This is a genomic window from Bacillus pacificus (assembly GCF_020861345.1).
Classification (GTDB): Bacteria; Bacillota; Bacilli; order Bacillales; family Bacillaceae_G; genus Bacillus_A; species Bacillus_A pacificus.
On record NZ_CP086328.1, the window covers coordinates 1,441,936 to 1,467,184 of the forward strand.

A 25,249-nucleotide genomic window follows, 5' to 3' on the forward strand; every position below is an offset into this window, starting at 1 on the left:
ATGAGTGAAGTAGTACAAGTAACAGTTGCAGAAGAACAAAAAAATGAGCGAATTGATAAATTCGTTGCAGGAATAAATAATGAATGGTCACGTACACAAGTACAACAATGGATTAAAGATGACGTTGTTACAGTTAATGGAAAAGCTGTAAAAGGGAATTATAAAGTTAGAGAAAATGATGAAATTACAGTGACGATTCCTGAGCCAGAAGAGTTAGATATTCAGCCAGAAGATATGAACTTAGAAATTTATTATGAAGATGCAGATGTACTTGTTGTTAATAAGCCACGTGGTATGGTTGTACATCCAGCACCAGGTCATACAAGTGGTACACTTGTGAACGGTCTTATGCACCATTGTACAGACTTATCAGGCATTAATGGCGTGATGCGTCCAGGTATCGTGCATCGTATTGATAAGGATACGTCAGGCCTATTAATGGTTGCTAAAAATGATATGGCACACGAATCACTTGTAAATCAACTTGTAGCAAAAACAGTAACGAGACGTTACAAAGCGATTGTACACGGTGTTATTCCGCACGATAAGGGAACGATTGATGCTCCGATTGCTCGTGATAAGAAAGAACGTCAAAGTATGACGGTTGATGAAAATGGTAAGCATGCTGTTACGCATTTCCAAGTGTTAGAGCGATTCAAAGATTTCACACTTGTAGAATGTCGCTTAGAAACAGGGCGTACACATCAAATTCGTGTTCATATGAAATATATTGGCTATCCACTTGCAGGAGATCCAAAGTATGGACCAAAGAAAACGTTAGATATGAACGGACAAGCACTTCATGCAGGTATTTTAGGATTTGATCATCCTCGCACTGGTGAATATATTCAGTTTGAGGCACCGATTCCAGAAGTGTTTGAAGACGCATTAAATATTTTACGAAAATAGTATTGACAAATCATAAGAAAACTGAGATACTGACAACAGTTAAATAATGATCCTTTAACACAGCCCCGTGAGGTTGAGAAGGTAACGGTTTGAAATGCATAGGGTATGCTATACCCTTTTTCAAAAGTCCTCTCGCACACGCTGAGAGGACTTTTTTTATACCATTACTCTCACGCAAGAAAAAAGCTTGGAGGTGTAGAGCATGCAAGAGAAAGCTGTCGTTTTAGATGACCAAATGATTCGCCGCGCTTTAACACGAATTAGTCATGAAATCGTGGAACGAAATAAAGGTGTCGATAATTGTGTTCTTGTCGGAATTAAAACTCGTGGAATTTTTATTGCACAACGTTTGGCAGAACGAATTGGTCAAATTGAAGGAAAAGAAATAGAAGTTGGAGAGCTAGACATTACGTTATATCGTGATGATTTAACGCTACAATCGAAAAATAAAGAACCACTTGTAAAAGGTTCTGATATCCCTGTAGATATTACGAAGAAAAAAGTTATCCTTGTAGATGATGTATTATATACAGGCAGAACAGTTCGAGCAGCAATGGATGCTCTGATGGATTTAGGTAGACCATCACAAATCCAATTGGCGGTTCTTGTTGATAGAGGTCATCGTGAACTACCAATTCGCGCTGATTATGTAGGAAAGAACATTCCAACATCAAGTGAAGAGCGTATCGAAGTTGATTTGCAAGAGACAGATCAACAAGATCGAGTAAGCATATACGATAAGTAAAGCCCTTTTAAATGTAGTCCTGTGAGGCTGCCAAAGGGTCTTGGCTTTCATATGTCAAATTTGGCATACGAAAGTGTAGGACTCTTTGTGCACAGGCACAAAGAGTTTTTTTATTGCAAAGATTTAAACTGAAGGAGGATGTAACAATGGAACAAAAGCCAGTGTTAGACGTTAATGAAGTACCGAAACCGGGAAAATGGTTATTTTTAAGTATACAACATTTGTTCGCGATGTTTGGATCAACAGTGCTTGTTCCGTTTTTAACAGGATTGAATCCGTCAGTAGCATTAATATCAAGTGGATTAGGAACGTTAGCGTTTCTTCTTATAACGAAAGGTCAAGTACCTGCCTATCTAGGATCATCATTCGCCTTTATCGCACCGATTATAACAGCGAAAACGGCAGGTGGACCGGGAGCAGCAATGCTTGGTGGGTTGCTAGCAGGGCTTGTGTATATCTTAATCTCAATCGGAATTAAGAAATCAGGATCAAAGTGGATTATGAAATTATTACCACCAATCGTAGTTGGTCCAGTAGTAATGGTAATCGGTCTAGCTTTAGCACATACAGCAGTTAACATGGCGATGAATGGTGCGGATGGCAAATATAGCTTTACACACTTTTCAGTAGCATTAGTAACATTAGCAATTACAATTATATGCTCAATATTCGGAAGAGGATTTTTCAGTATCATACCAGTGTTACTTGGCATTATCGGCGGATATATTTTCGCTTACTTCCAAGGGCTAGTAGACTTAAAGCCGGTAGCTGAGGCAAAATGGTTTGTTGTACCAGATTTCACAGTACCATTTGTAACATACACACCAGAGTTTTCATGGAAGATCGTACTCTTGATGGTACCAGTTGCACTAGTAACAATTTCAGAACATATCGGACACCAAATTGTACTAGGAAATGTTATTAAAAGAGATTTAATTGAAAAACCTGGTTTACACCGTTCAATCTTCGGTGATGGAGTAGCAACATTAATCGCATCACTAATCGGTGGACCACCGAATACAACGTATGGTGAAAACATCGGTGTGCTAGCAATTACAAGAGCGTACAGTGTATACTTATTCATCGGTTCAGCCGTATTCGCAATCATGTTCGGATTTGTCGGTAAGATTTCTGCACTGATTCATTCGATACCAACACCAGTTATGGGTGGTGTATCAATCTTACTATTCGGTGTAATCGCATCAAGCGGATTACGTATGATGGTAGACGATAAAACAGATTTAAGTGACAAACGAAACTTAATGATTGCATCAGTAATACTAGTAATCGGTATTGGTGGAGCGGTACTTCACGTAGGAGAATCATTCCAAGTAGAAGGAATGGCACTAGCAGCAATTGTAGGTGTACTGCTAAATTTACTACTACCGGAAACGAAACAAATAAAACAATCTAAGCAGATTGCTTCATAATAATAACCTTTTAATTCAGTCCTGTGAGACCGAAAAGGGTGGCTTCTTTCTTGCACCCTAGTCTCACAAGATTAGGGTATTTTTATGCAGAGGTTGTTATAAAAATACAAAAGTGGTAACATAAAAATCAGAAAGATGAGGGATGACGATGAGCCATTTGTTAACGATGAGTGAATTATCGGAAGTAGAAATTTCAGAAATCCTAAAAGACGCAGAAGATTTTGCGAATGGGAAAGAAAGCAAAACGACAGAGCAAACTTTTGTTGCGAACTTGTTCTTTGAGAATAGTACGAGAACAAGATTTAGCTTTGAAGTTGCTGAGAAGAGATTAGGACTTGATGTTTTAAACTTTTCAGCTGATGCATCTAGCGTACAAAAAGGAGAAACATTATACGATACGATAAGAACACTAGAATCAATCGGAACAAAAGCAGTGGTCATCCGCCACGAGCAAGATCGCTACTTCGATGAACTAAAAGATCAGGTGAATATTCCAATCTTAAACGCTGGAGATGGATGTGGGAACCACCCAACGCAGTGCTTACTCGACCTTCTTACCATTAAACAAGAGTTTGGAAGATTTGAAGGATTGAAGATTGCGATAGTAGGAGATGTTCGTCATAGCCGAGTAGCACGTTCGAATGCAGAAGCATTAACGAAACTGGGTGCAACAATTTACTTCGCAAGTCCAGAAGAGTGGAAAGATGAAGACAACACATTTGGAACATACAAACCATTAGATGAGCTTGTTCCAGAAGTGGATGTAATGATGTTACTTCGTGTACAACATGAGCGTCATGATCATTATGAAACAGACATTATGAAAGAGTATCATGAGAAACACGGATTAACAGTGGAAAGAGAACAGCGTATGAAAGAAGGAAGCATTATTATGCATCCAGCTCCTGTAAACCGAGATGTTGAAATTGCAAGTGAACTTGTTGAGTGTGAGCGTTCACGCATATTTAAACAAATGGAAAATGGAGTTTACGTAAGAATGGCTGTACTAAAACGCGCCTTACCAAATGTATTAGGAGGAATGAAACATGAATTACTTGTTTAAAAATGGTCGTTATATGAATGAAGAAGGAAAAATCGTAGCAACGGATCTTCTCGTACAAGACGGTAAAATCGCTAAGGTAGCAGAAAATATTACGGCAGATAATGCTGAAGTAATCGATGTGAACGGAAAGTTAATCGCACCTGGATTAGTAGATGTACACGTACACCTTCGTGAACCAGGTGGTGAACATAAAGAAACAATTGAAACAGGTACACTAGCAGCGGCAAAAGGTGGATTCACTACAATTTGTGCAATGCCAAATACACGCCCAGTACCAGATTGCAGAGAACATATGGAAGACTTACAAAATCGTATTAAAGAAAAAGCGCATGTTAACGTATTACCATATGGAGCAATTACAGTACGTCAAGCGGGTTCTGAAATGACAGATTTCGAAACGTTAAAAGAACTTGGAGCATTTGCTTTCACTGATGACGGTGTAGGCGTACAAGATGCTAGCATGATGTTAGCTGCTATGAAACGTGCAGCGAAATTAAATATGGCAGTAGTTGCGCACTGTGAAGAGAATACTCTTATTAATAAAGGTTGTGTACATGAAGGGAAGTTTTCTGAGAAACACGGATTAAACGGTATCCCATCAGTATGTGAATCTGTACATATTGCAAGGGATATACTGCTTGCTGAAGCGACAGATTGTCACTATCACGTATGTCACGTAAGTACGAAAGGCTCTGTACGTGTAATCCGTGATGCAAAGCGTGCTGGAATTAAAGTAACAGCAGAAGTAACACCTCATCATCTAGTGTTATGTGAAGATGATATCCCATCAGCTGACCCTAACTTTAAAATGAACCCACCGCTTCGTGGAAAAGAAGATCACGCAGCATTAATTGAAGGTTTATTAGATGGAACAATCGATATGATCGCAACTGATCATGCACCGCATACAGCAGAAGAGAAAGCACAAGGAATTGAAAGAGCACCATTCGGAATTACTGGTTTTGAAACAGCATTCCCGCTTTTATACACAAACCTTGTGAAAAAAGGAATTATTACATTAGAACAATTAATTCAATTCTTAACAGAAAAGCCAGCTGATACATTCGGCTTAGAAGCAGGTCGCCTGAAAGAAGGTAGAGCAGCTGATATTACAATTATTGATTTAGAACAAGAAGAAGAGATTGACCCAACAACATTCTTATCAAAAGGAAAAAATACACCATTCGCAGGTTGGAAATGCCAAGGATGGCCGGTAATGACAATCGTTGGTGGTAAGATCGCATGGCAAAAGGAGAGTGCATTAGTATGAAAAGACAACTTATCTTAGAAGATGGAACAGTATTAATTGGAACAGGTTTCGGAGGAGAAATCGAAAAGTCAGGTGAGGTTGTATTTACAACAGGAATGACTGGATATCAAGAAACATTATCTGATCCATCATATTGCGGTCAAATTGTAACATTCACGTACCCATTAATCGGAAACTACGGCATCAACCGTGACGATTTTGAATCGATTCACCCATCTGTAAATGGTTTAATCGTAAACGAAATTTGTGATCACCCATCAAACTTCCGTAATGAAATTTCGTTAAATGACTACTTAAAAGAAAGAAACATTCCAGGATTAGCAGGGATTGATACGAGAAAATTAACGAGAAAAATTCGTCAATACGGTACATTACGCGGACGCCTTTGTAATATGGATGCAGATGTAGAATACATCGTGAGCCAATTAAAAGCGACAGTATTTACAGATCATGTGAAACGCGTATCAACGAAAGATCCATACCCAAGCCCAGGCCGCGGACATCGCGTTGTACTAGTAGACTTCGGTATGAAACATGGTATTTTAAGAGAATTAAATAAACGTGATTGCGATGTGATTGTAGTTCCTTACAATACAACAGCTGAAGAAATTTTACGCCTTAGCCCAGATGGGATTATGCTAAGTAACGGACCTGGGGATCCAAAAGATGTACCAGAAGCAATTGAAATGTTAAAAGACATTATCGGTAAAGTTCCTTTATTCGGAATTTGTCTAGGACATCAATTGTTCGCTCTAGCATCTGGTGCGAATACAAGTAAGTTAAAATTCGGCCACCGTGGGTTAAACCATCCAGTAAAAAATCTTGCAACTGGAAAAGTAGCAATTACATCTCAAAACCATGGTTACGCAGTAGAAGAAGAATCAGTTGAAAATACAGAACTTGAAATTACACATGTTGCTTTAAATGATGGAACAGTAGAAGGTCTTCGTCATAAGAAGTTCCCAGCATTTACAGTACAATACCATCCAGAAGCTTCAGCGGGACCAGAAGATGCAAATGATTTATTCGAAGATTTCTTAACAATGATTGAAAACTTCAAGAAAGAAGGGGAAGAGTTATGCCAAAACGCCTAGACATTAACACAATTTTAGTAATCGGATCAGGACCAATTGTAATTGGGCAAGCAGCGGAGTTTGACTACTCTGGTACACAAGCTTGTCAATCTCTTAAAGAGGAAGGTTACAAAGTAATCCTTGTTAACTCTAACCCAGCAACAATTATGACCGATACTGCAACAGCAGATAAAGTATACATTGAGCCTTTAACATTAGAATTCGTAAGCCGAATCATTCGTAAAGAACGTCCAGATGCAATCTTACCAACATTAGGTGGTCAAACAGGTTTAAACATGGCTGTTGAACTTGCAAAATCAGGCGTACTTGAAGAGTGCGGAGTTGAAATTTTAGGAACAAAATTGTCAGCAATCGAGCAAGCGGAAGATCGTGATTTGTTCCGTACATTAATGCAAGATTTAAATGAACCAACACCACCAAGTGAAATCATTCATAACCTTGATGAAGCATATAGCTTTGTAAACGAAATTGGTTATCCAGTAATCGTTCGTCCAGCATTCACATTAGGCGGAACGGGCGGCGGAATTTGCCATAACGAAGAAGAGTTAATTGAAATCGTAACAAGTGGTTTAAAACATAGCCCAGTAACACAATGTTTATTAGAGAAAAGTATTGCTGGTTGTAAAGAAATTGAATATGAAGTAATGCGTGATTCAAATGATAACGCGATTGTAGTATGTAACATGGAAAATATCGATCCAGTTGGTGTTCATACAGGTGATTCTATCGTTGTAGCACCGAGCCAAACGCTAAGCGACCGTGAATACCAAATGTTACGTAATACTTCATTACGAATTATTCGTGCACTAGGAATTGAAGGTGGATGTAACGTTCAGCTTGCACTAGATCCATATAGCTTCCAATACTATGTAATCGAAGTAAACCCACGTGTAAGTCGTTCATCTGCATTAGCATCTAAAGCAACTGGATATCCAATTGCGAAATTAGCAGCGAAAATTGCAGTCGGCTTAACATTAGATGAAATCGTAAACCCAGTAACACAAAAAACTTATGCTTGCTTCGAGCCAGCATTAGACTATGTTGTTTCAAAAATTCCACGCTGGCCATTTGATAAGTTTGAATCAGCGAACAGAACACTTGGAACGCAGATGAAAGCAACTGGTGAGGTTATGTCAATCGGACGTAACTTAGAAGAATCATTATTAAAAGCGGTTCGTTCTTTAGAGCTTGGCATTTATCACTTAGAATTAGACCACTTAAAAGAACTTGATAAAGAAACAATGAAAAAACGCATTATTAAAGCAGATGATGAGCGACTGTTTATCGTAGCAGAAGCAATTCGTCAAGGTGTAACGAAAGAAGAGATTAACGAATGGTGTGAAATGGACTTCTTCTTCTTACAAAAAGTTGAAAATATCGTAAATATGGAACGCGAAGTAAAAGCGAATGTAGGAAATATGGAAGTACTACAAACCGCAAAAGAAATGGGCTTCAGCGATCACTACATCGCAGCAGCTTGGAACAAAACGGAGCGCGAAATTTACGATATGCGTAAAGAAAATAATATGACGCCAGTATTCAAAATGGTAGATACTTGTGCGGCAGAGTTTGAATCTGCAACACCGTATTACTACAGCACATACGCTGAGGAGAACGAATCAATTGTAACAGATCGTAAGAGTGTAGTAGTTCTAGGATCTGGTCCGATCCGCATTGGTCAAGGTGTTGAGTTTGACTATGCAACAGTTCACTCAGTATGGGCAATTAAAGAAGCTGGATATGAAGCGATTATCATTAACAATAACCCAGAAACTGTTTCAACAGACTTCAGTATTTCTGACAAATTATACTTTGAACCATTAACGATTGAAGATGTAATGCACATCATCGATTTAGAAAAGCCAGAAGGTGTTATCGTTCAGTTTGGTGGACAAACGGCGATTAACTTAGCGGCGAAATTAGAAGAACATGGTGTGAAGATTTTAGGAACATCACTTGAAGACTTAGACCGTGCAGAAGATCGTGATAAATTCGAAGCTGCTTTAACAAAACTTGGTATCCCACAACCAGTTGGTAAAACAGCAACGACTGTAGAACAAGCGGTAGCAATCGCAGAAGAAATTGGTTACCCAGTATTAGTAAGACCATCTTACGTACTAGGTGGACGTGCGATGGAAATCGTATATCGTCAAGAAGAACTACTGCACTACATGAAAAATGCAGTTAAAGTTCACGCAGATCACCCAGTATTAATCGACCGTTACATGGTCGGTAAAGAAATTGAAGTAGATGCAATTTCAGACGGTGAGAATGTATTCATTCCAGGTATTATGGAACATATTGAACGCGCTGGAGTTCACTCTGGTGACTCAATTGGAGTATATCCACCACAAAGCTTATCTGAAAAATTAAAAGAACAAATTATTGAACATACAATTGCACTTGGAAAAGGATTAAACATTGTTGGATTACTAAATATCCAGTTTGTCGTATTCGAAAATCAAGTGTACGTAATTGAAGTAAATCCACGTGCGAGCCGTACAGTACCATTCTTAAGTAAAATTACAGGTGTACCAATGGCAAACGTTGCAACGAAAGTTATTCTAGGGCAAGACCTAGTAGAGCAAGGATACGGAACGGGCTATCACCCAGAAGAGAAAGAAGTATATGTAAAAGCTCCGGTATTCTCATTCGCGAAATTACGCTCAGTGGATACAACATTAGGACCTGAAATGAAATCAACAGGGGAAGTAATGGGTAAAGATTTAACGCTTGAAAAAGCATTATATAAAGGATTAGTTGCTTCTGGAATTAACATCCCAACGCACGGATCAGTAATCATTACTGTAGCGGATAAAGATAAAGAAGAGGCGATGGAAATTGCAAAACGTTTCCATGAAATCGGCTATAACTTATTAGCAACAGCTGGAACAGCACAATCATTAACAGAGCAAAATATCCCAGTACAAGTTGTAAACAAAATTGATTCTGAGGACTACAACTTACTAGATATTATCCGCCAAGGAAAAGCACAGTTTGTAATCAATACATTAACAAAAGGCAAACAACCAGCGCGTGATGGTTTCCGCATTCGCCGTGAATCAGTAGAAAATGGTGTAGCTTGCTTAACATCACTTGATACAACGAGAGCAATCTTACGAGTATTAGAATCTATGACATTCTCAGCTCATTCAATGAAAGAAATTACGCAAACAAAGCGTCACGAGGTGGTACATGCATGATGCAAAAGCAAAATATGATCGTCGTTAATCAAAAAGAAATCGCAAAGAACATTTACGAATTAGTGCTTCAAGGAACTTTAGTACAGCAAATGAACGAACCAGGGCAGTTTGTACACATTAAGGTAGCAGAGGGCATTGCGCCCCTTCTGCGCCGCCCAATTAGTATTTGTAATGTAGATCAAGAGAAGAACGAATTTACAATGCTATATCGTGCGGAAGGACAAGGGACAAAAACATTAGCAACTAGAAAACAAGGTGAAATGGTAGATGTATTAGGACCATTAGGACACGGTTTTCCTGTAGAAGAAGCAGAAGCTGGTCAAACAGCTTTACTAGTAGGCGGGGGGATTGGTGTACCACCACTTTATGAATTATCACAGCGCCTCGTTGCAAAAGGTGTACGTGTGATTCACATCTTAGGTTTTCAAACGAAAGATGTAGTTTTCTATGAAGAAAAATTTACAGAACTTGGTGATACGTACGTTGCGACAGTAGACGGTACACACGGTACAAAAGGATTTGTCACAGATGTAATTGATTATTACGGAATTGACTTTGATATTCTTTATTCATGTGGTCCGTTAGCGATGCTTCGTGCATTAGAAGGACGTTACAAAGAGAAAAAAGCCTATATTTCATTAGAAGAACGTATGGGCTGTGGTATTGGAGCTTGTTTCGCATGTGTATGCCACTTACAAGAAGATCCAAGTGGACATTCTTACAAGAAGGTGTGTAGCGACGGACCAGTATTTCCAATCGGGGAGGTTGTACTATGAACAGATTGCAAGTTGAATTACCGGGATTATCATTAAAAAATCCAATTATACCAGCATCTGGATGCTTTGGGTTTGGTCGTGAATATGCACAGTTTTACGATTTAAGTGTACTAGGATCAATCATGATTAAAGCGACGACAGAACAACCACGCTATGGAAATCCTACGCCTCGTGTTGCTGAAACACCGGGCGGCATGTTAAATGCAATCGGACTTCAAAACCCAGGATTAGAAAAAGTAATGAATTCTGAATTACCATGGTTAGAACAATTTGACCTTCCAATCATTGCAAACGTTGCAGGTTCACAAGCTGAGGATTACGTAGCGGTTGCAAAGGAAATTTCTAAAGCGCCTAATGTCCATGCACTGGAATTAAATATTTCTTGTCCAAACGTAAAAACAGGTGGTATCGCCTTTGGTACAAATCCTGAAATTGCTGCTGATTTAACGAAGCGAGTAAAAGAGGTTTCTGAAGTACCTGTATACGTGAAGTTGTCACCGAACGTGGCAAACATTGTGGAAATTGCAAAAGCGATTGAAAATGCAGGTGCAGATGGTTTAACGATGATTAATACATTGCTTGGTATGCGTCTAGATTTAAAAACAGCTAAACCAATTTTAGCAAACCGTACAGGCGGATTATCAGGTCCTGCGATTAAGCCAGTAGCAATTCGTATGGTACATGAAGTAAGCCAAGCGGTTAACATTCCAATTATCGGAATGGGTGGCATTGAAACAGCGGAAGATGTAATCGAATTCTTCTACGCTGGCGCAAGCGCAGTTGCAGTAGGTACAGCGAACTTTATCGATCCGTTCGTATGTCCGACAATTATTGAAGAGTTACCAGCATTACTAGATGAATTAGGATTTGATCACATTTCGGAATGTCAAGGAAGGAGCTGGAAGCAAACATGTCACAGTCGTTAATCGTTGCACTAGATTTTCCAGGGAAACAAGATGTAGAACAATTCTTGCGCCACTTTGAAGGGGAAGAGTTATTTGTCAAAGTTGGTATGGAGTTATTTTACAAAGAAGGCCCTGCAATTATTACGTACTTAAAAGAAAAAGGACATAAGATTTTTCTAGATTTAAAACTTCATGATATTCCAAATACAGTAAAAAGCGCTATGCGTAGCCTAGCTAGTCTAGATGTTGATATGGTAAATGTTCATGCTGCTGGGGGAAGCAGTATGATGAAAGCTGCGATTGAGGGATTAGAGGAAGGTAAGCAAGAAGGAAAAGAGAGACCGATTTGTATTGCAGTTACACAACTAACAAGCACTTCGGAAGCTATGATGAAAAAAGAGATCGGCATTGAGAAAACGTTAGAAGAAGCGGTTGCTCATTATGCAAAACTAACGAAAGAAAGTGGACTTGATGGCGTTGTTTGCTCAACGCTTGAAGTTCCAAAACTACGTGAAGTATGCGGAAATGAATTTGTAACAGTAACACCGGGGATTCGTCTTGCGAGCGATGATATAAATGACCAGGTGCGCGTAGCAACACCGAAACGTGCGAGGGAACTTGGCTCAAGCTATATCGTAGTTGGACGTAGTATTACAAAAGCAGAAAATCCGCTTGAAGCGTATAAAACAGTAAAACAACAGTGGGAAGGTGTAACAGTATGAAAAAAGAAATCGCATCGCATTTATTAGAAATTGGAGCAGTATTTTTACAACCGAATGATCCATTCACATGGTCTTCAGGTATGAAATCACCAATTTATTGTGATAACCGTTTAACTTTATCTTATCCGAAAGTACGTCAAGCAATTGCAGCTGGATTAGAAGAGTTAATTAAAGAGCACTTCCCAACTGTAGAAGTTATTGCAGGAACAGCAACTGCTGGTATTGCGCACGCTGCATGGGTAAGTGATCGTATGGATTTACCAATGTGCTACGTACGTAGTAAAGCAAAAGGTCACGGTAAAGGGAACCAAATTGAAGGAAAAGCTGAAAAAGGTCAAAAAGTAGTAGTAGTAGAAGACTTAATTTCAACTGGCGGTAGTGCAATTACATGTGTAGAAGCACTTCGCGAAGCTGGCTGTGAAGTATTAGGAATCGTATCAATCTTCACATACGAGCTTGAAGCAGGAAAAGAAAAACTAGAAGCAGCTAACGTAGCATCATATTCTTTAAGCGACTACAGTGCATTAACTGAAGTTGCAGCAGAAAAAGGTATGATCGGACAAGCTGAAACGAAAAAATTACAAGAGTGGCGTAAAGATCCAGCTAACGAAGCTTGGATCACAGCGTAACACGAAAAAAGACGACTGCGGGGGAACGCGGTCGTCTTTTTTATATAAATTCAATGTAAAGTTCCATCAATATTAAAGAAAATCATATGACGATCCCCTTGCTAGCAACTATTTAGCGTTTTCCACAACTTCATACCCTCTCACAAACAATAGCGTCATATAAGAAACAATAAATGAGAAGATGCTATACATGCCAACCCAAAAGAAAAACTTCGGAGTAAAGGCGATAACACCTATTATTAAAAAACTAGCAAACGTTACAATCGGCATGACGTAATACGTTTTTGTCTTGCAGGTTCCAACAATAGAAATGATAAAGATAAGTAATGGACAAATTAATAAGACGAAAATCAATTCATTCATAGCTATGTCCCCTTTTCTAATGGAAGTAATCTGTTTCTCGTAAACGTTTTGAAATAATTACTCTCCTAATATAATTTCGCTAAGTAATAACGAATCCCTCTTGAAAACTGATAATTCATGATGAATTTTACAAGCAAAAAGCGTAAGCAAAAGAAAACTTGCTTACGCTATAGAATAAACATCGCAACGATCGTGGTGACAATTAAGCCAATCCCAACTGGTAAAAAGTTTCGACGTGCAAGTTCAAATGGATCGACTTTACAAATCGCAGCGGCAGGAATAAGTGCCCAAGGAATTAACGTCCCGCCCCCGGTCCATATAGCTGCAATTTGCCCGAGGGCTGTTAATGTAGCTGTTCCATGGCCAAGTGCTGTTCCGAAAAGATTGGCAATGGAACCAGCAAGTGATATACCAGAAAAGCCAGATCCATCTAAGCCGGTAATGACACCAACGATAGTTAATGTCCCTGCCGATACATATTGATTTAAAGGAACAGTTTGAGACAAAGCGATTCCTAAGTCGTTAATGATTCCGTGTGAACCTTTCGGTAAATAGTCTCCGATAATTTTTACAAAACCGCTATCTCCTAAATAAAAGAGTGCAGCAATTGGAATAACTGGACCAAAGATTTTAAAGCCAAATTGGAGCCCTTCTATAAAATAATCGGTCGTTTTATTTAGTCCATTTCCTTTGTAAGCGATGAGAGAAATGATGATAATCATAATAACAGTGGTCCCACCGATAAGTGCAGTTGCGTCGCTTCCTTGTAGTTTAAATTGAATCATGCAAAGGATATCGATGGCATATATGATCGGAATACAAATAGCGAGCCATTTTTTTGTCTGAGGAGATAATGAAGTGAGCGTTTTAGAAGACGCAGTTGATGGAATAGATTCTTGTATAGAAGATAATCCTGTATGAAATTCTTTTCGTAAGAAGAAAAATGCGACGGAAGTTGTCACAATGCCCATAACAATTACGAGAGGAACACTGGCAGAAACAACGCTAGAAACAGGAAGACCAGCAGCGTCCGCTGTTAATTTTGGTGCACCTTGAATAACGAAGTCACCAGATAAGGCGATGCCGTGTCCGAATAAGTTCATAGCGATGGCAACTCCAATTGGCGGAAGGCCAACGCGTACAGCGACGGGTAATAAAATAGCCCCCATTAAGGCGACAGCTGGAGAAGGCCAAAAGAAGAAAGAAATTGTCATCATTAAAAGGCCGATAATCCAGTAGGCGAGGGTAGGGGTACGAATCATCTTTGTAAATGGTGAAATCATCGTATCATTTATGCCGGTATGAACGAGTAGATTGCTCATTGATACGATAATGGAAATGATTAATATAGTTGGTAAAAGTTCAGTAATAGCGTAAATGAAACTTTGAAAAATACCGCTAATGGCAAGAGGGATAGAACTTGTAGCTGTTAATGCTAATAAAAAGATAAAAACGATACAAATAATCGTCGTATCCTTTCGGAAAATAAAAAAGGTAATAATGGTGAGTAAACAAATAACATAGAGAGCGTGTAATAGCGTTAATTCAACTCCCATAACATTCACATCCTTTAGGCATTCGTGTAGTTTATTGTATGAAAGCGGTGAAAGTATGTGAGTATAGGAAAAAGAAAAAGTAAAATTTCATGTACTGTAATGGTAAGAATGATAAATGGATGTTACAATACAATTAATCCTAAAAATGGAATTAAAGGAGGGCTTATGCACAAAAAAATTGGGTATTATGGTGTGCTCGTTTGTTTGCTATTATCAGTTATTTCAGGACAATTTCTTAACAGTGCATGGGTGCCAGTTATATTATGTATAGGGGTGTTGGTTTTTGCTCCTATGTATCGCTGGGACGAGTGGAAAGCATACAGCCGAAAAAAGAAAATTATTTTCAGCATCGAGTTTGTTATTATAATTAGCACGATTCCATTTTTGTTACTGAAGGGAAATGAAATAATAGATGGGATTGTAATGTTTCAAGGCTGGTTATTTATTGCAAAATTACTATATTTAATGTGTGTTTTAATAGTGGTAGCGCTAGTCGCTAAAAAAGTAAATGAAAAGTTATTTGCTAATGAATAAAAAAAGTGCCACCTTATTCGGTGGCACTTTCTCATTTTATTGAATGAGCTTTTTGCATCTTTTTAATTAAACGAATTTGTCCGCGATGATTGATTTCATCTTCAAATACGTGAAACCACTTAAAATAGTTATTTGCTTGTTTGTCATACCAAAAGTCTGTCGTTTTAAACAGCCATTCATCAGGTAACGATTGGAATGTTTCAATTGTTTTGGAACGTACTTCTTGTAATGTATCAATATAAAATTCTATAGAGTTTCCTTTTATTTTCTCACGTCCAAGAGCTTCTAACTCGAGGCCAGGTAACCATCTTTCTAGTTCGGCCTCCGTTGGTTCGCGGTCTTCAAAAGTATGAATCTGGTAATAAAATTCAACAGCAGCCATGTGATATAATAGCATGCCGATTGAATTTGCTTCCTCATTATATAAATAATCAAGTTCTTCCATTGTTAAATCTTCCACCTCTTGCATTGTTGTATAGCGAGCGTAATTCATCATGGAAACTAGTTTGGAAAATTCAGGATGTAAACCATCGATTTTATCTATTACAAAGTTCAATTACAATTCCCCCTCTTTAAACGAATACTCCAGAGAAGGCATTCTATGTGCAGAGAAAAAATCCTGTTGAAAATTTCAAAATATTAACAAGGGATTACAATTAGTTCTCTATTTGATTTTGTAATAACTTCATATCCGTCTTTTGTAATGACAATATCATCTTCAATTCTACAACCGCCCCAGTTAGGTATGTAAATACCTGGTTCAACTGTAACGACCATACCCTCTTCTAAAGTAGCCTTACTTTCTTGGGATAGGCGGAGAGGTTCATGAATTTCTAATCCAAGACCATGACCAGTAGAATGTCCAAAATATTGACCGTATCCATGCTCAGTAATGTAGTTTCTCGTTATATCATCGATACGTTTTGCAGTTTCTCCAGGTTTAATCGCTTCAGTCCCGCGTTTTAATGCTTCTCGTACAATATTGTATATCTTTTTAAATTCTTCTGATGGTTCCCCGATTGCTACAGTACGTGTTATATCGGAACAGTATCCGTCGTAAAGTGCACCGAAATCTAATGTAACGATGTCGCTCCGCTCGATTATTTTATTTGATGCAACGCCATGAGGAAGAGAAGAACGAACACCAGAAGCTACAATAATTTGAAATGATGAAGATGTAGCTCCTTTTTTTCGCATGAAAAATTCTAACTCATCTCGTACATCATTTTCACTTATTCCCGGTTTTAGAAACGTAAGAATGTGGTGAAATGCTTCGTCCGCAATATGAGCTGCAATTTTCATTGTTTCTATTTCAGGCGTGTCTTTAATGATACGAATACTTTCGATAATTTCGCACACTTGAATCATTTCCGTATGTACGTATTTTTGCAAGTTTTTATATTGTTGCAATGTCATGTTGTTTTCTTCAATTCCAAGTTTTTGAATGTTTAATTTCGATACTTGATGTGCAATCTCTTTTTCTAAATTTCCTTTATGCATAACAATTTCAGCATCTTGTATTTGTGATTTTGCTTGATCTACATAGCGGAAATCTGTTATGAAAACAGCTTGATCCGCAGAGATTAAGACGACGCCAGCACTACCTGTAAAGCCTGTTGCATATTGACGATTTTCTTTTTTTGTAATAAGTAACCCGTCAATTCCATACTTATGTAGTTGTTTTTGGATATTAGTTATTCTTATATTCATTTTAATGCCTCCTTTTTATATTTAATAAAGCAAAAATTGTGCCAATATACTTATTGACAATAAAAGAGAAGAGGGAGTTTTGTGTCAAAAAAACTAGACAAATATAAAATGAGGATGTAAAAAATTTATACAGTAATGTAAACTTGCATATTGTAATCTTTCAATTCTAATATTATATTTTTTGTATAAATAAATGGTGATAATTGGTATAATAAGAGGTCGTTATGTGTTCTTGTAGATAAAGGTGCGTAACGAATAAATAGGAATAAGGAATGTGAATATATGAAGAAATTAAGTAAAGTCATGTCATTTTGCTTCGCTGCTAGTATGCTAGTTGTAACAGGGTGTGAAAAAAGTGAAATCAAAGCTCAAGCAAATGAAACGATTGAACAGCTTGATGAAGCGCCGGAAGTGACAGAAAAAGAAGCGAAAAAGATTGTAAGAAAGAGTGTAGATGCAATAGCAAATGCATTTAGTGAGATGGAAAAAGAAAATGGATGGAGTCGAAATAACCCTGGAGATTTGGCGACAGCGAAAAAAGGAGTTAAGGGATTAGTTACAGAAAAATTTGTAGAGAACCAGCTTCCTAATTCGCTTGAAACATTTAATAGATCTAGAGAGACAGATATGTTGCTATTCCCTATTAATATTGAACCAGAAATGAGATTAACGTATACACAGAAAGATAAAAATTTAACGATTGAAACGATTATACCTTCAAATGATATGGGAAATGAAGCAGAGATATGGGAGTTTATTTTCGTTTATAAAGATGGAAAATGGTTAATGGATAAATGGTCATCGCATACACCGAGAGATTTAAAACTTACGAAGGAAGAAGCTAGTGAGTTTCTGAAAATTCGAGGCTTTAAGAATGTCGATTTTGTTAAAGAAGAAAACAGTGGTGACAAAAAATATATTTTTAAAGAAAATACTAGATCAATAGCTGTGGATGCAAAAACATCGGTTATTACATATAATTTAGATGAGCAAAAGCAGGAAAAAGAAGCGAAAGAAAATAGTAGTCAAGAACACGAAAACATTAAGGAAAATAACATGAGTACGCATGCTACTTCTAAAGAAGAGAAGCAGGCTAAAAAAGAAACTTCGTCAGCAGTAGGTAAAAGTAAGGTTTTAAATGAGTTAGCGGCTCTAGAAAACCAAGAAAAACATACAAATGTCATGTCAACAAATGACATAGTAAATGAAATAGAAGGAAATTATGAACTGTGGGATAATAAACTAAATGAAATTTACAGTACATTAAAAAATACGATGTCCCCTGATGCATTTCAGTCATTAAAAACGAAACAAATTGCGTGGGTTAAAGAAAAGGAAAGTAAGGTTAAAGCAATTGGTACTGATACAAATAACGGGACGATGAGACGTATAGATGCTTCAGAGGAGAAATACAAGATGACAAAAGAAAGATGTTATGAATTAGTGAATGGGTATATGAACTAGTTGGAACGAATATAAAAATGCGTTGCTTATGAGCAACGCATTTTTATATTTAAGCTTTTAATTTCATTACAGTATCAGCATCCGGTGTAACATATACGGTTTGCTGATTGTCGTACGTAACAAAACCAAGTTTTGCACCACTCGGTTTTTTCACATGGCGTATTTTGGTGAAATCAACAGGTACAGAACTAGACTCTTTTGCTTTACTGTAATAAGCAGCAATTTTGGCAGCTTCTAGTAAAGTTTCTTCAGCAGGTTCTAAAGAACGAATGACAACGTGAGAACCAGGTATGTCTTTCGTATGTAACCAAATTTCATCACGACGGGCAAATTTCGTTGTTAAATAATCATTTTGCTTATTGTTTTTACCGACGAAAATCTCTGTGCCATCACTTGCTACATATTTATCTAATACTGGTTTAGTAGGCTTTTTCTTTCCGTTTTTCGTTTTACGATTGCGCATATAACCTTCTTCAGCTAATTCCTCACGAATTTCTTCAATATCTTTTGAAGAAGCAGCTTCCATTTGTTGAAGTAAGCTATCAAAATAAAGAATTTCTTCCTTTGTTTTTTCGATTTGTTCTTCTACAACAACAACTGAATTTTTCGCTTTTTGGTACTTTTGGAAATAGCGTTGTGCATTTTCAGATGGCGTTTTTAAAGGATCTAATGCGATCTTTACAGTTCCGCCATTTTCATCATAATAGTTAACGACTTCAATATCTTTATCGCCTTTTTTCAAAGCGTACATATTGGCTGTAAGTAGTTCGCCAAATAGTTGATATTTATCTGCTTTTCCAGCATCTTGTAATGTTTTTTCTAGTTTAATGAGTTTTTTCTCATTTTTATTTTTTTCGTTTTGCATAAAGCGCTCTAAATCATGAGCTTGTTGTTTTACACGGTCACGCTCTGCTTTTCCAAAAAAGAAACGGTCTAGCAATTCACTAACAGATGAGAATGTCTTGTCTTCTCCAGCTAAGTGCGCAAGAGGGAAAAGATAAAAGAATTCTTTCCCATTTGAAGTAGTCATTGTTGGTGAATATGTATGAGTTAATAATGGTTTTTGTATGGAGAAAAATGCGTCAGCTAATGCTTTTTCATTTACCATATCTGCTTTTTTCACTACTTCTTTTGCGAATAATGGTGATATTCCGGTAAAGGTTCCGACTAGCTGTTTATCCATGTTTCCAGATAGAAAGTCTAGCGGTCTAATAAATTCATCCTTTGTTTCGATCTGAAGTGGGTTAATTTTATGTTGTGCCGGTGGTGCAATATATTCAGCTCCAGCGTATACAGTTCGATGTCGGTTTACTGCTAAGGAAACGTGTTTTAAGCTATCTAAAATATTGTTTGTTTTTGTATCTACTAAAATGATGTTACTATGTCGTCCCATAATTTCAATTACTAATGTTTTTAGCGATTCATCACCAATTTCATTTCTGCTACGAACGGTAATTTGAATAATACGCTCTAAATCAATTTGTTCAATTTTTTCAATAAATCCACCTTCTAAATGCTTACGAAGAAGCATACAGAACATTGGTGGAAGTGCAGGTGAATCATAATTTTGATTTGTTAAGTGTAAACGTGCATATGTCGGATGAGCGGAAAGAATCAGTTTTTGATTTTTTCCGTTTGCTCGAATATGTAATAAAATCTCGTATTTTGAAGGTTGGTATATCTTAGAAATTCTTCCTGTGTAAAGAGAATTTGCAATTTCATGCGTAATCGCTCTTGTAAATAATCCATCGAATGCCATAAAAACACTCCTTTCTAACTAAAAGTTAATTATAGCATTTTTTTGGACGAGGCTGAATAAGCTTTCAATAGAGTATGTCTGGAATCAGGAGGTCGATAGCAGGATGAACTGGTATGGAATGCGTGCACATGAAGTGGAAGAAAGAACGAATACAAATGTGAAGGTTGGACTTACAGAGAAAGAAGCAGAAGGGCGAATAAAAAAATTTGGTACAAATGAACTAGATGAAGCGAAAAGGCCTTCTGCACTAATGGTATTTTTGGCGCAATTTAAAGATTTTATGGTGCTTGTTTTGTTTGGTGCAACAATCGTTTCGGCTTTTTTAGGGGAATACATTGATTCTATTGCGATTGTGGCAATTGTTATTATCAATGGTATTCTCGGATTTTTTCAAGAAAGAAAGGCTGAAAAGTCATTGGAAGCTTTAAAAGAGCTAGCCGCCCCGCAAGTAACTGTACTGCGAAATGGAAAGTGGGTAAAGGCACCGTCTAAAGCACTCGTTTTAGGTGATATTATTAAATTTTCTAGTGGCGATCGTGTTGGAGCTGATGTACGTCTTGTTGAGGCGTCGAGTTTATATATTGAAGAATCGGCTTTGACAGGAGAGTCAGTACCCGTGCAGAAGAAAGTAGAAGCATTGCAAGGGCAAGATGTTTCAATTGGTGATCAAAAAAATATGGCTTTTATGGGTACGATGATTACACGAGGGTCTGGAACAGGAGTCGTTGTAGCAACGGGTATGAATACAGCGATGGGACAAATTGCAAATATGTTACAAAATGCAGAGCAGATGGAAACACCACTGCAAAGAAGATTAGAGCAACTCGGAAAAATATTAATTATTGTGGCTCTTGTTTTGACAGCGCTTGTCGTGTTAGCTGGTGTGTATCAAGGGAATGAAGTGTATCATATGTTTTTAGCGGGTGTGTCGCTAGCTGTTGCTGCTATTCCAGAAGGATTGCCAGCAATTGTTACAGTAGCCTTATCACTTGGTGTACAGCGTATGATAAAAAAGAGAGCAATTGTAAGAAAGTTACCAGCAGTAGAAACGTTAGGTTGCGCTTCTGTTATATGCTCTGATAAAACAGGAACGATGACGCAAAACAAAATGATGGTAACACATATGTGGTCAGGTGGAGAGTTGTGGAAAGTGACAGGCCAAGGATATGAACCTAATGGCTCGTTTATGAAAGGTGAAAAAGAAATTAATCCAGCTAAGACGAAATCACTTTATCAACTACTTACATTTGGTTCGTTATGCAATAACGCAAATATTATTCAAAAGAAAAAGGCGTATGTATTAGATGGAGATCCAACTGAGGGAGCGCTTGTAGCTGCAGCAATGAAAGCGGGGATAACGCGTGAGGCGCTGAAAGGGAAATTTGAAATTATCCGTGAATTTCCGTTTGATTCAACTCGAAAAATGATGAGTGTTATTGTACGAGATCGAGAGGGTAAAAAGTTTGTCGTTACGAAGGGAGCACCAGATGTCCTTCTGCAAATGAGTCAAACGATTTTATGGGGGGATAAGCAGCAACCATTAAGTGAGTTGTATAGAAAAGAAGTACAGGCGGCTATTCATAGCTTAGGTAGTCAAGCACTTCGAACAATTGCAGTTGCTTTTAAGCCTTTAAAAGTAACAGACTCAATTGAACATGAAAGAGACGTTGAAAAAGATTTTATGTTAGTTGGAATACAAGGAATGATTGATCCGCCAAGACCAGAAGTAGAGCAGGCAGTAAAAGAGTGCAGAGAAGCTGGTATTCGAACGGTGATGATTACAGGTGATCATAAAGTGACTGCAATGGCGATTGCAGAACAATTAAGCATTTTACCACCAGGTGGACGCGTTGTTGAAGGGGTAGAACTCGCAACTATGGATGTAGAAGAATTAGAAAATGTTGTAGAAGATACGTATGTATTTGCTCGTGTATCACCAGAACATAAATTAAAAATTGTTAAGGCGTTGCAAAATAAAGGACATATAGTGGCGATGACAGGTGATGGAGTAAACGATGCTCCGGCTATAAAAACTGCGGATATTGGGATAGCGATGGGAATTACAGGGACAGATGTTGCAAAAGAAGCTTCTTCTCTCGTATTGCTGGACGATAATTTCGCTACGATAAAATCAGCAATTAAAGAAGGTAGAAATATATACGAGAACATACGTAAGTTTATTCGTTATTTATTAGCATCGAACGTTGGAGAAATTTTGGTCATGTTATTTGCAATGTTACTTGCACTACCGCTGCCGATGGTTCCAATTCAAATTTTATGGGTGAATTTAGTTACTGACGGTTTACCGGCGATGGCGTTAGGTTTGGATAAGGCCGAGGGAGACGTGATGAAGAGAACGCCGCGTCATCCGAAAGAAGGGGTATTTGCTAGAGGGCTTGCCTGGAAAATTATAAGTCGTGGCTTTCTAATTGGGGCAGTGACGCTAGTAGCATTTATTATTGCGTATAATCAACATCCAAATGAACTGAAATATGCACAAACTGTAGCGTTTGCAACATTGGTACTTGCTCAGCTGATTCATGTATTTGATTGCCGAAGTGAGCATTCTGTTTTCCACCGCAATCCGTTTGGAAATGTGTATTTAGTAGGAGCGGTTATCATTTCATTACTACTCATGCTAGTCGTTATATATTATCCACCGTTACAACCGATTTTTAGCACGATGCCAATACAAGTGAGAGATTGGTTGTTAATTGGAGGTTTATCGTCAATTCCGACCTTCTTATTAGTAGGCTCTTTATTAACAGGGAAAAAAGGGAAGAAGGAAAAGCCAATATTATATAAGAAGGGATTAAACTTGAAATAGTCAATGATATGAAAATGTGATATAATTTACAGAAGGTAGTAGAGCCTTGTCTCTATTACCTTTTTCATTGAGTTATTTCATGGCTTGGATGTGATAAAAAATGATTTGTAGTATGACAGGATTTGGAAGGTCGAAAGTAGAGAGTGATACTTTTCAAATTACAGTAGAAATGAAATCGGTGAACCATCGTTTTCTAGAGATGAGTATTCGACTACCGAAGCAAATGATGGTATTTGAAGACAAAATTCGTAAAATAATTGCACAGCAAGTTCGCCGTGGACGTATTGAAGTGTCTATTAGTATAGCGGGTGAAGGGCTTGTTGAAAGAAAATTAAGTGTGAATTGGTCGCTTCTTGAGCAGTACCAATCAATTATGGAAGATATAAAAGGAAAATTTCAATTACAAGATTCTATTACACTCGAGCAATTAATGGCAATGCCAGAAGTAACAGCGATTGAAGAGGTAGAAAACGTAAATGAACAATTTGAGAACAGTTTATATGAGGCTGTTCGCCAAGCTGCTCATATGTTAAAAACGATGAGAGATGGCGAAGGAGAACGATTACATAAAGATATAGCGTATCGCTTACAAGAGATTCACAATTGTGTAAATGCTATTATTCCGCATGCACCAATTGTTACACAAAAATATCGTGAACGATTAGAAAATCGCTTAAAGGAATTACATAATCAAGATCTAGATGAACAAAGATTGCTAACAGAAGTTGCAATCTTTGCTGAGCGTTGTGATATTCACGAAGAGTTAGTTCGTTTGCAAAGTCATTTAGAACAATTCCGTGAAACACTGCAGATTGAAGAGCCTGTTGGAAGGAAAATGGATTTCATCGTGCAAGAGATGCATAGAGAAATTAATACGATTGGTTCTAAGGCAAATGACTTAACAATTTCAAAATATGTTGTAGAAATGAAAAATAACCTTGAAAAAATTCGTGAACAAGTACAAAATATTGAGTAGCTTTCAAAAAATATATAAAGTTATACGTGGTGGAGAAATCGGATAGACTTACTAGGAGGCGCAAACTATGGCCATGCGGTTTTTAAATATTGGATACGGAAATATTGTATCTGCTCATCGAATTATTGCTATTGTAAGTCCGGAGTCAGCTCCTATTAAACGAACAGTACAGGAAGCACGCGAACATAATGCTTTGCTTGATGCTACGTATGGGAGAAAAACAAGGGCGGTTATTGTTATGGATGATGGGCATGTTGTATTAAGTCCAATTCAGCCAGAGACGATTGCACATCGTTTGAATAATAAAGAAGATTTAAGTGAGGAAGGGTAGGTTTTACATATTTATGAGAAGTAGAAGAGGATTGCTCATCGTTCTTTCAGGACCTTCTGGGGTTGGTAAAGGAACGGTTCGAAAAGAGCTGTTTAGTCATGAGGATACACGTTTTCAGTATTCCATTTCAGTAACGACACGTAAGCCGCGTGAAGGTGAAGTGGATGGTGTGGATTATTTCTTTAAAGAGAGAGAAGAATTTGAGGAAATGATTCGTAATGAAAAATTACTTGAGTGGGCTGAGTTCGTAGGTAATTATTACGGAACACCAATTGACTATGTTGAAAAAACATTACAAGAAGGAAAAGATGTATTCTTAGAAATTGAAGTGCAAGGAGCAATTCAAGTTAAGAAAGCTTTCCCAGAAGGTGTATTTATTTTCTTAGCACCTCCAAGTTTATCTGAACTAAAGAACCGAATTGTCGGTCGTGGTACAGAAACTGAAGATGTTATTGAAAATCGTTTAACGGTAGCGAAAGAAGAAATTGATATGATGGACGCTTACGACTACGTTGTAGAAAACGACCAAGTTGAACTAGCTTGTGAAAGAATTAAAGCAATTGTGGTTGGCGAACATTGCCGCCGCGAAAGAGTAGCAAAATATTATAAAGAAATGACGGAGGGTCTATAATTATGTTAAATCCATCAATTGATTCATTATTAACAAAAATCGATTCTAAATATACACTTGTAACAGTGGCTGCAAAACGTGCGCGCGAAATGCAACTTGCTAATAACTGTGTTGTAGAAAAACCAGTTTCTCATAAATGTGTAGGTAAAGCATTAGAAGAAATCGATATTGAAGCGTTAAGCTACGTACCAAGTGAAGATAAAGTAACTGAATAAGACTTTGTCTTCGACAATTTAAAACATAGACTTTATAATTTTCTATGTAACGGTAACAACCTATTTACAAGTAGGTTGTTATTTTTTTACGGTAGGGAAGAAATATTGATACTGATGAGCTGATAATCTTGTTTCAG

23 protein-coding genes are annotated in these 25,249 nt (G+C 37.6%); 18 read left to right on the forward strand and 5 right to left on the reverse strand.

All coding sequences use genetic code 11. The features are described from left to right. From LMD38_RS07665 to pyrE, 11 genes are all read left to right on the forward strand, one after another. Window positions 1–909, forward strand: coding sequence for an RluA family pseudouridine synthase (locus tag LMD38_RS07665; protein ID WP_000005838.1), 909 nt, complete (start codon window positions 1–3; stop codon window positions 907–909). Between the two features lie 202 nt (window positions 910–1,111). Next, entirely contained in the window at window positions 1,112–1,654 is a 543-nt protein-coding gene (gene pyrR / locus LMD38_RS07670) for a bifunctional pyrimidine operon transcriptional regulator/uracil phosphoribosyltransferase (RefSeq protein WP_001156487.1), read from the forward strand. A gap of 146 nt (window positions 1,655–1,800) precedes the next feature. After that, complete coding sequence (gene uraA / locus LMD38_RS07675) at window positions 1,801–3,084, forward strand: uracil permease (RefSeq protein WP_061183957.1); 1,284 nt, start codon at window positions 1,801–1,803, stop codon at window positions 3,082–3,084. Window positions 3,085–3,232: 148 nt separating this feature from the next. Next, on the forward strand, window positions 3,233–4,147 hold the full coding sequence (gene pyrB / locus LMD38_RS07680; protein WP_000018853.1) for an aspartate carbamoyltransferase: 915 nt from the start codon (window positions 3,233–3,235) through the stop codon (window positions 4,145–4,147). Further along, the gene (pyrC, locus tag LMD38_RS07685) at window positions 4,131–5,417 is read left to right on the forward strand and encodes a dihydroorotase (RefSeq protein WP_062821677.1); all 1,287 of its coding nucleotides are present in this window, start codon (window positions 4,131–4,133) and stop codon (window positions 5,415–5,417) included. Before pyrB ends, pyrC begins: the two co-directional genes overlap by 17 nt. Next, window positions 5,414–6,511: a carbamoyl phosphate synthase small subunit gene (locus tag LMD38_RS07690; RefSeq protein WP_000828682.1), complete on the forward strand. Its 1,098-nt coding sequence runs from the start codon at window positions 5,414–5,416 to the stop codon at window positions 6,509–6,511. Before pyrC ends, LMD38_RS07690 begins: the two co-directional genes overlap by 4 nt. Then, a complete protein-coding gene (gene carB / locus LMD38_RS07695; protein WP_001126114.1) occupies window positions 6,496–9,714 on the forward strand; it encodes a carbamoyl-phosphate synthase large subunit in 3,219 nt (1,072 codons plus the stop codon). Before LMD38_RS07690 ends, carB begins: the two co-directional genes overlap by 16 nt. Then, a complete protein-coding gene (gene pyrK / locus LMD38_RS07700) occupies window positions 9,711–10,490 on the forward strand; it encodes a dihydroorotate oxidase B electron transfer subunit (protein ID WP_228920243.1) in 780 nt (259 codons plus the stop codon). The genes carB and pyrK overlap by 4 nt, the downstream gene beginning before the upstream one ends. Next, complete coding sequence (pyrD, locus tag LMD38_RS07705) at window positions 10,487–11,416, forward strand: dihydroorotate oxidase B catalytic subunit (protein WP_001081057.1); 930 nt, start codon at window positions 10,487–10,489, stop codon at window positions 11,414–11,416. The genes pyrK and pyrD overlap by 4 nt, the downstream gene beginning before the upstream one ends. Beyond that, window positions 11,401–12,117: an orotidine-5'-phosphate decarboxylase gene (gene pyrF / locus LMD38_RS07710; RefSeq protein WP_016718316.1), complete on the forward strand. Its 717-nt coding sequence runs from the start codon at window positions 11,401–11,403 to the stop codon at window positions 12,115–12,117. The genes pyrD and pyrF overlap by 16 nt, the downstream gene beginning before the upstream one ends. Next, complete coding sequence (gene pyrE / locus LMD38_RS07715; protein WP_000711446.1) at window positions 12,114–12,746, forward strand: orotate phosphoribosyltransferase; 633 nt, start codon at window positions 12,114–12,116, stop codon at window positions 12,744–12,746. The genes pyrF and pyrE overlap by 4 nt, the downstream gene beginning before the upstream one ends. Window positions 12,747–12,854: 108 nt before the next feature. Here pyrE and LMD38_RS07720 read toward each other — a convergent pair whose 3' ends face one another. Together LMD38_RS07720 and LMD38_RS07725 are read right to left on the reverse strand one after the other, a co-directional pair. After that, window positions 12,855–13,109: a YbeF family protein gene (locus tag LMD38_RS07720; protein ID WP_001003925.1), complete on the reverse strand. Its 255-nt coding sequence runs from the start codon at window positions 13,107–13,109 to the stop codon at window positions 12,855–12,857. Window positions 13,110–13,276: 167 nt separating this feature from the next. Next, complete coding sequence (locus LMD38_RS07725) at window positions 13,277–14,665, reverse strand: membrane protein (RefSeq protein ID WP_016718315.1); 1,389 nt, start codon at window positions 14,663–14,665, stop codon at window positions 13,277–13,279. A 165-nt stretch (window positions 14,666–14,830) separates the two neighbouring features. Between LMD38_RS07725 and LMD38_RS07730 the strand changes: the two genes are divergently transcribed. Then, on the forward strand, window positions 14,831–15,199 hold the full coding sequence (locus LMD38_RS07730; protein WP_061183982.1) for a YoqO family protein: 369 nt from the start codon (window positions 14,831–14,833) through the stop codon (window positions 15,197–15,199). Window positions 15,200–15,230: 31 nt separating this feature from the next. Here the strand turns inward: LMD38_RS07730 and LMD38_RS07735 are convergent, their stop codons facing one another. Both LMD38_RS07735 and LMD38_RS07740 read right to left on the reverse strand, forming a co-directional pair. After that, on the reverse strand, window positions 15,231–15,755 hold the full coding sequence (locus LMD38_RS07735) for a DinB family protein (protein WP_061183960.1): 525 nt from the start codon (window positions 15,753–15,755) through the stop codon (window positions 15,231–15,233). Window positions 15,756–15,838: 83 nt separating this feature from the next. After that, entirely contained in the window at window positions 15,839–16,909 is a 1,071-nt protein-coding gene (locus LMD38_RS07740; protein ID WP_001026203.1) for a M24 family metallopeptidase, read from the reverse strand. A gap of 282 nt (window positions 16,910–17,191) precedes the next feature. Between LMD38_RS07740 and LMD38_RS07745 the strand changes: the two genes are divergently transcribed. Next, window positions 17,192–18,373 (forward strand): lysozyme inhibitor LprI family protein, encoded by a 1,182-nt coding sequence (locus LMD38_RS07745; RefSeq protein WP_062821675.1) that lies wholly within the window; start codon window positions 17,192–17,194, stop codon window positions 18,371–18,373. A 49-nt stretch (window positions 18,374–18,422) separates the two neighbouring features. Here LMD38_RS07745 and LMD38_RS07750 read toward each other — a convergent pair whose 3' ends face one another. Further along, entirely contained in the window at window positions 18,423–20,132 is a 1,710-nt protein-coding gene (locus LMD38_RS07750) for an Rqc2 family fibronectin-binding protein (protein ID WP_062821674.1), read from the reverse strand. Between the two features lie 103 nt (window positions 20,133–20,235). Between LMD38_RS07750 and LMD38_RS07755 the strand changes: the two genes are divergently transcribed. The 5 genes from LMD38_RS07755 to rpoZ all read left to right on the forward strand — a co-directional run bounded on the left by LMD38_RS07755 (window position 20,236) and on the right by rpoZ (window position 25,112). Beyond that, window positions 20,236–22,959 carry a calcium-translocating P-type ATPase, SERCA-type gene (locus LMD38_RS07755; protein WP_062821673.1) on the forward strand — a complete coding sequence of 908 codons (2,724 nt, stop codon included), beginning with the start codon at window positions 20,236–20,238 and terminating at the stop codon, window positions 22,957–22,959. A gap of 100 nt (window positions 22,960–23,059) precedes the next feature. Beyond that, window positions 23,060–23,935: a YicC/YloC family endoribonuclease gene (locus LMD38_RS07760; protein WP_000564120.1), complete on the forward strand. Its 876-nt coding sequence runs from the start codon at window positions 23,060–23,062 to the stop codon at window positions 23,933–23,935. A gap of 67 nt (window positions 23,936–24,002) precedes the next feature. After that, the gene (gene remA / locus LMD38_RS07765; protein WP_001251456.1) at window positions 24,003–24,266 is read left to right on the forward strand and encodes an extracellular matrix/biofilm regulator RemA; all 264 of its coding nucleotides are present in this window, start codon (window positions 24,003–24,005) and stop codon (window positions 24,264–24,266) included. Between the two features lie 13 nt (window positions 24,267–24,279). Then, entirely contained in the window at window positions 24,280–24,897 is a 618-nt protein-coding gene (gene gmk / locus LMD38_RS07770; RefSeq protein ID WP_001257738.1) for a guanylate kinase, read from the forward strand. Window positions 24,898–24,899: 2 nt separating this feature from the next. Further along, window positions 24,900–25,112 (forward strand): DNA-directed RNA polymerase subunit omega, encoded by a 213-nt coding sequence (gene rpoZ / locus LMD38_RS07775; protein WP_000933969.1) that lies wholly within the window; start codon window positions 24,900–24,902, stop codon window positions 25,110–25,112. Window positions 25,113–25,249 lie beyond the last annotated feature (137 nt).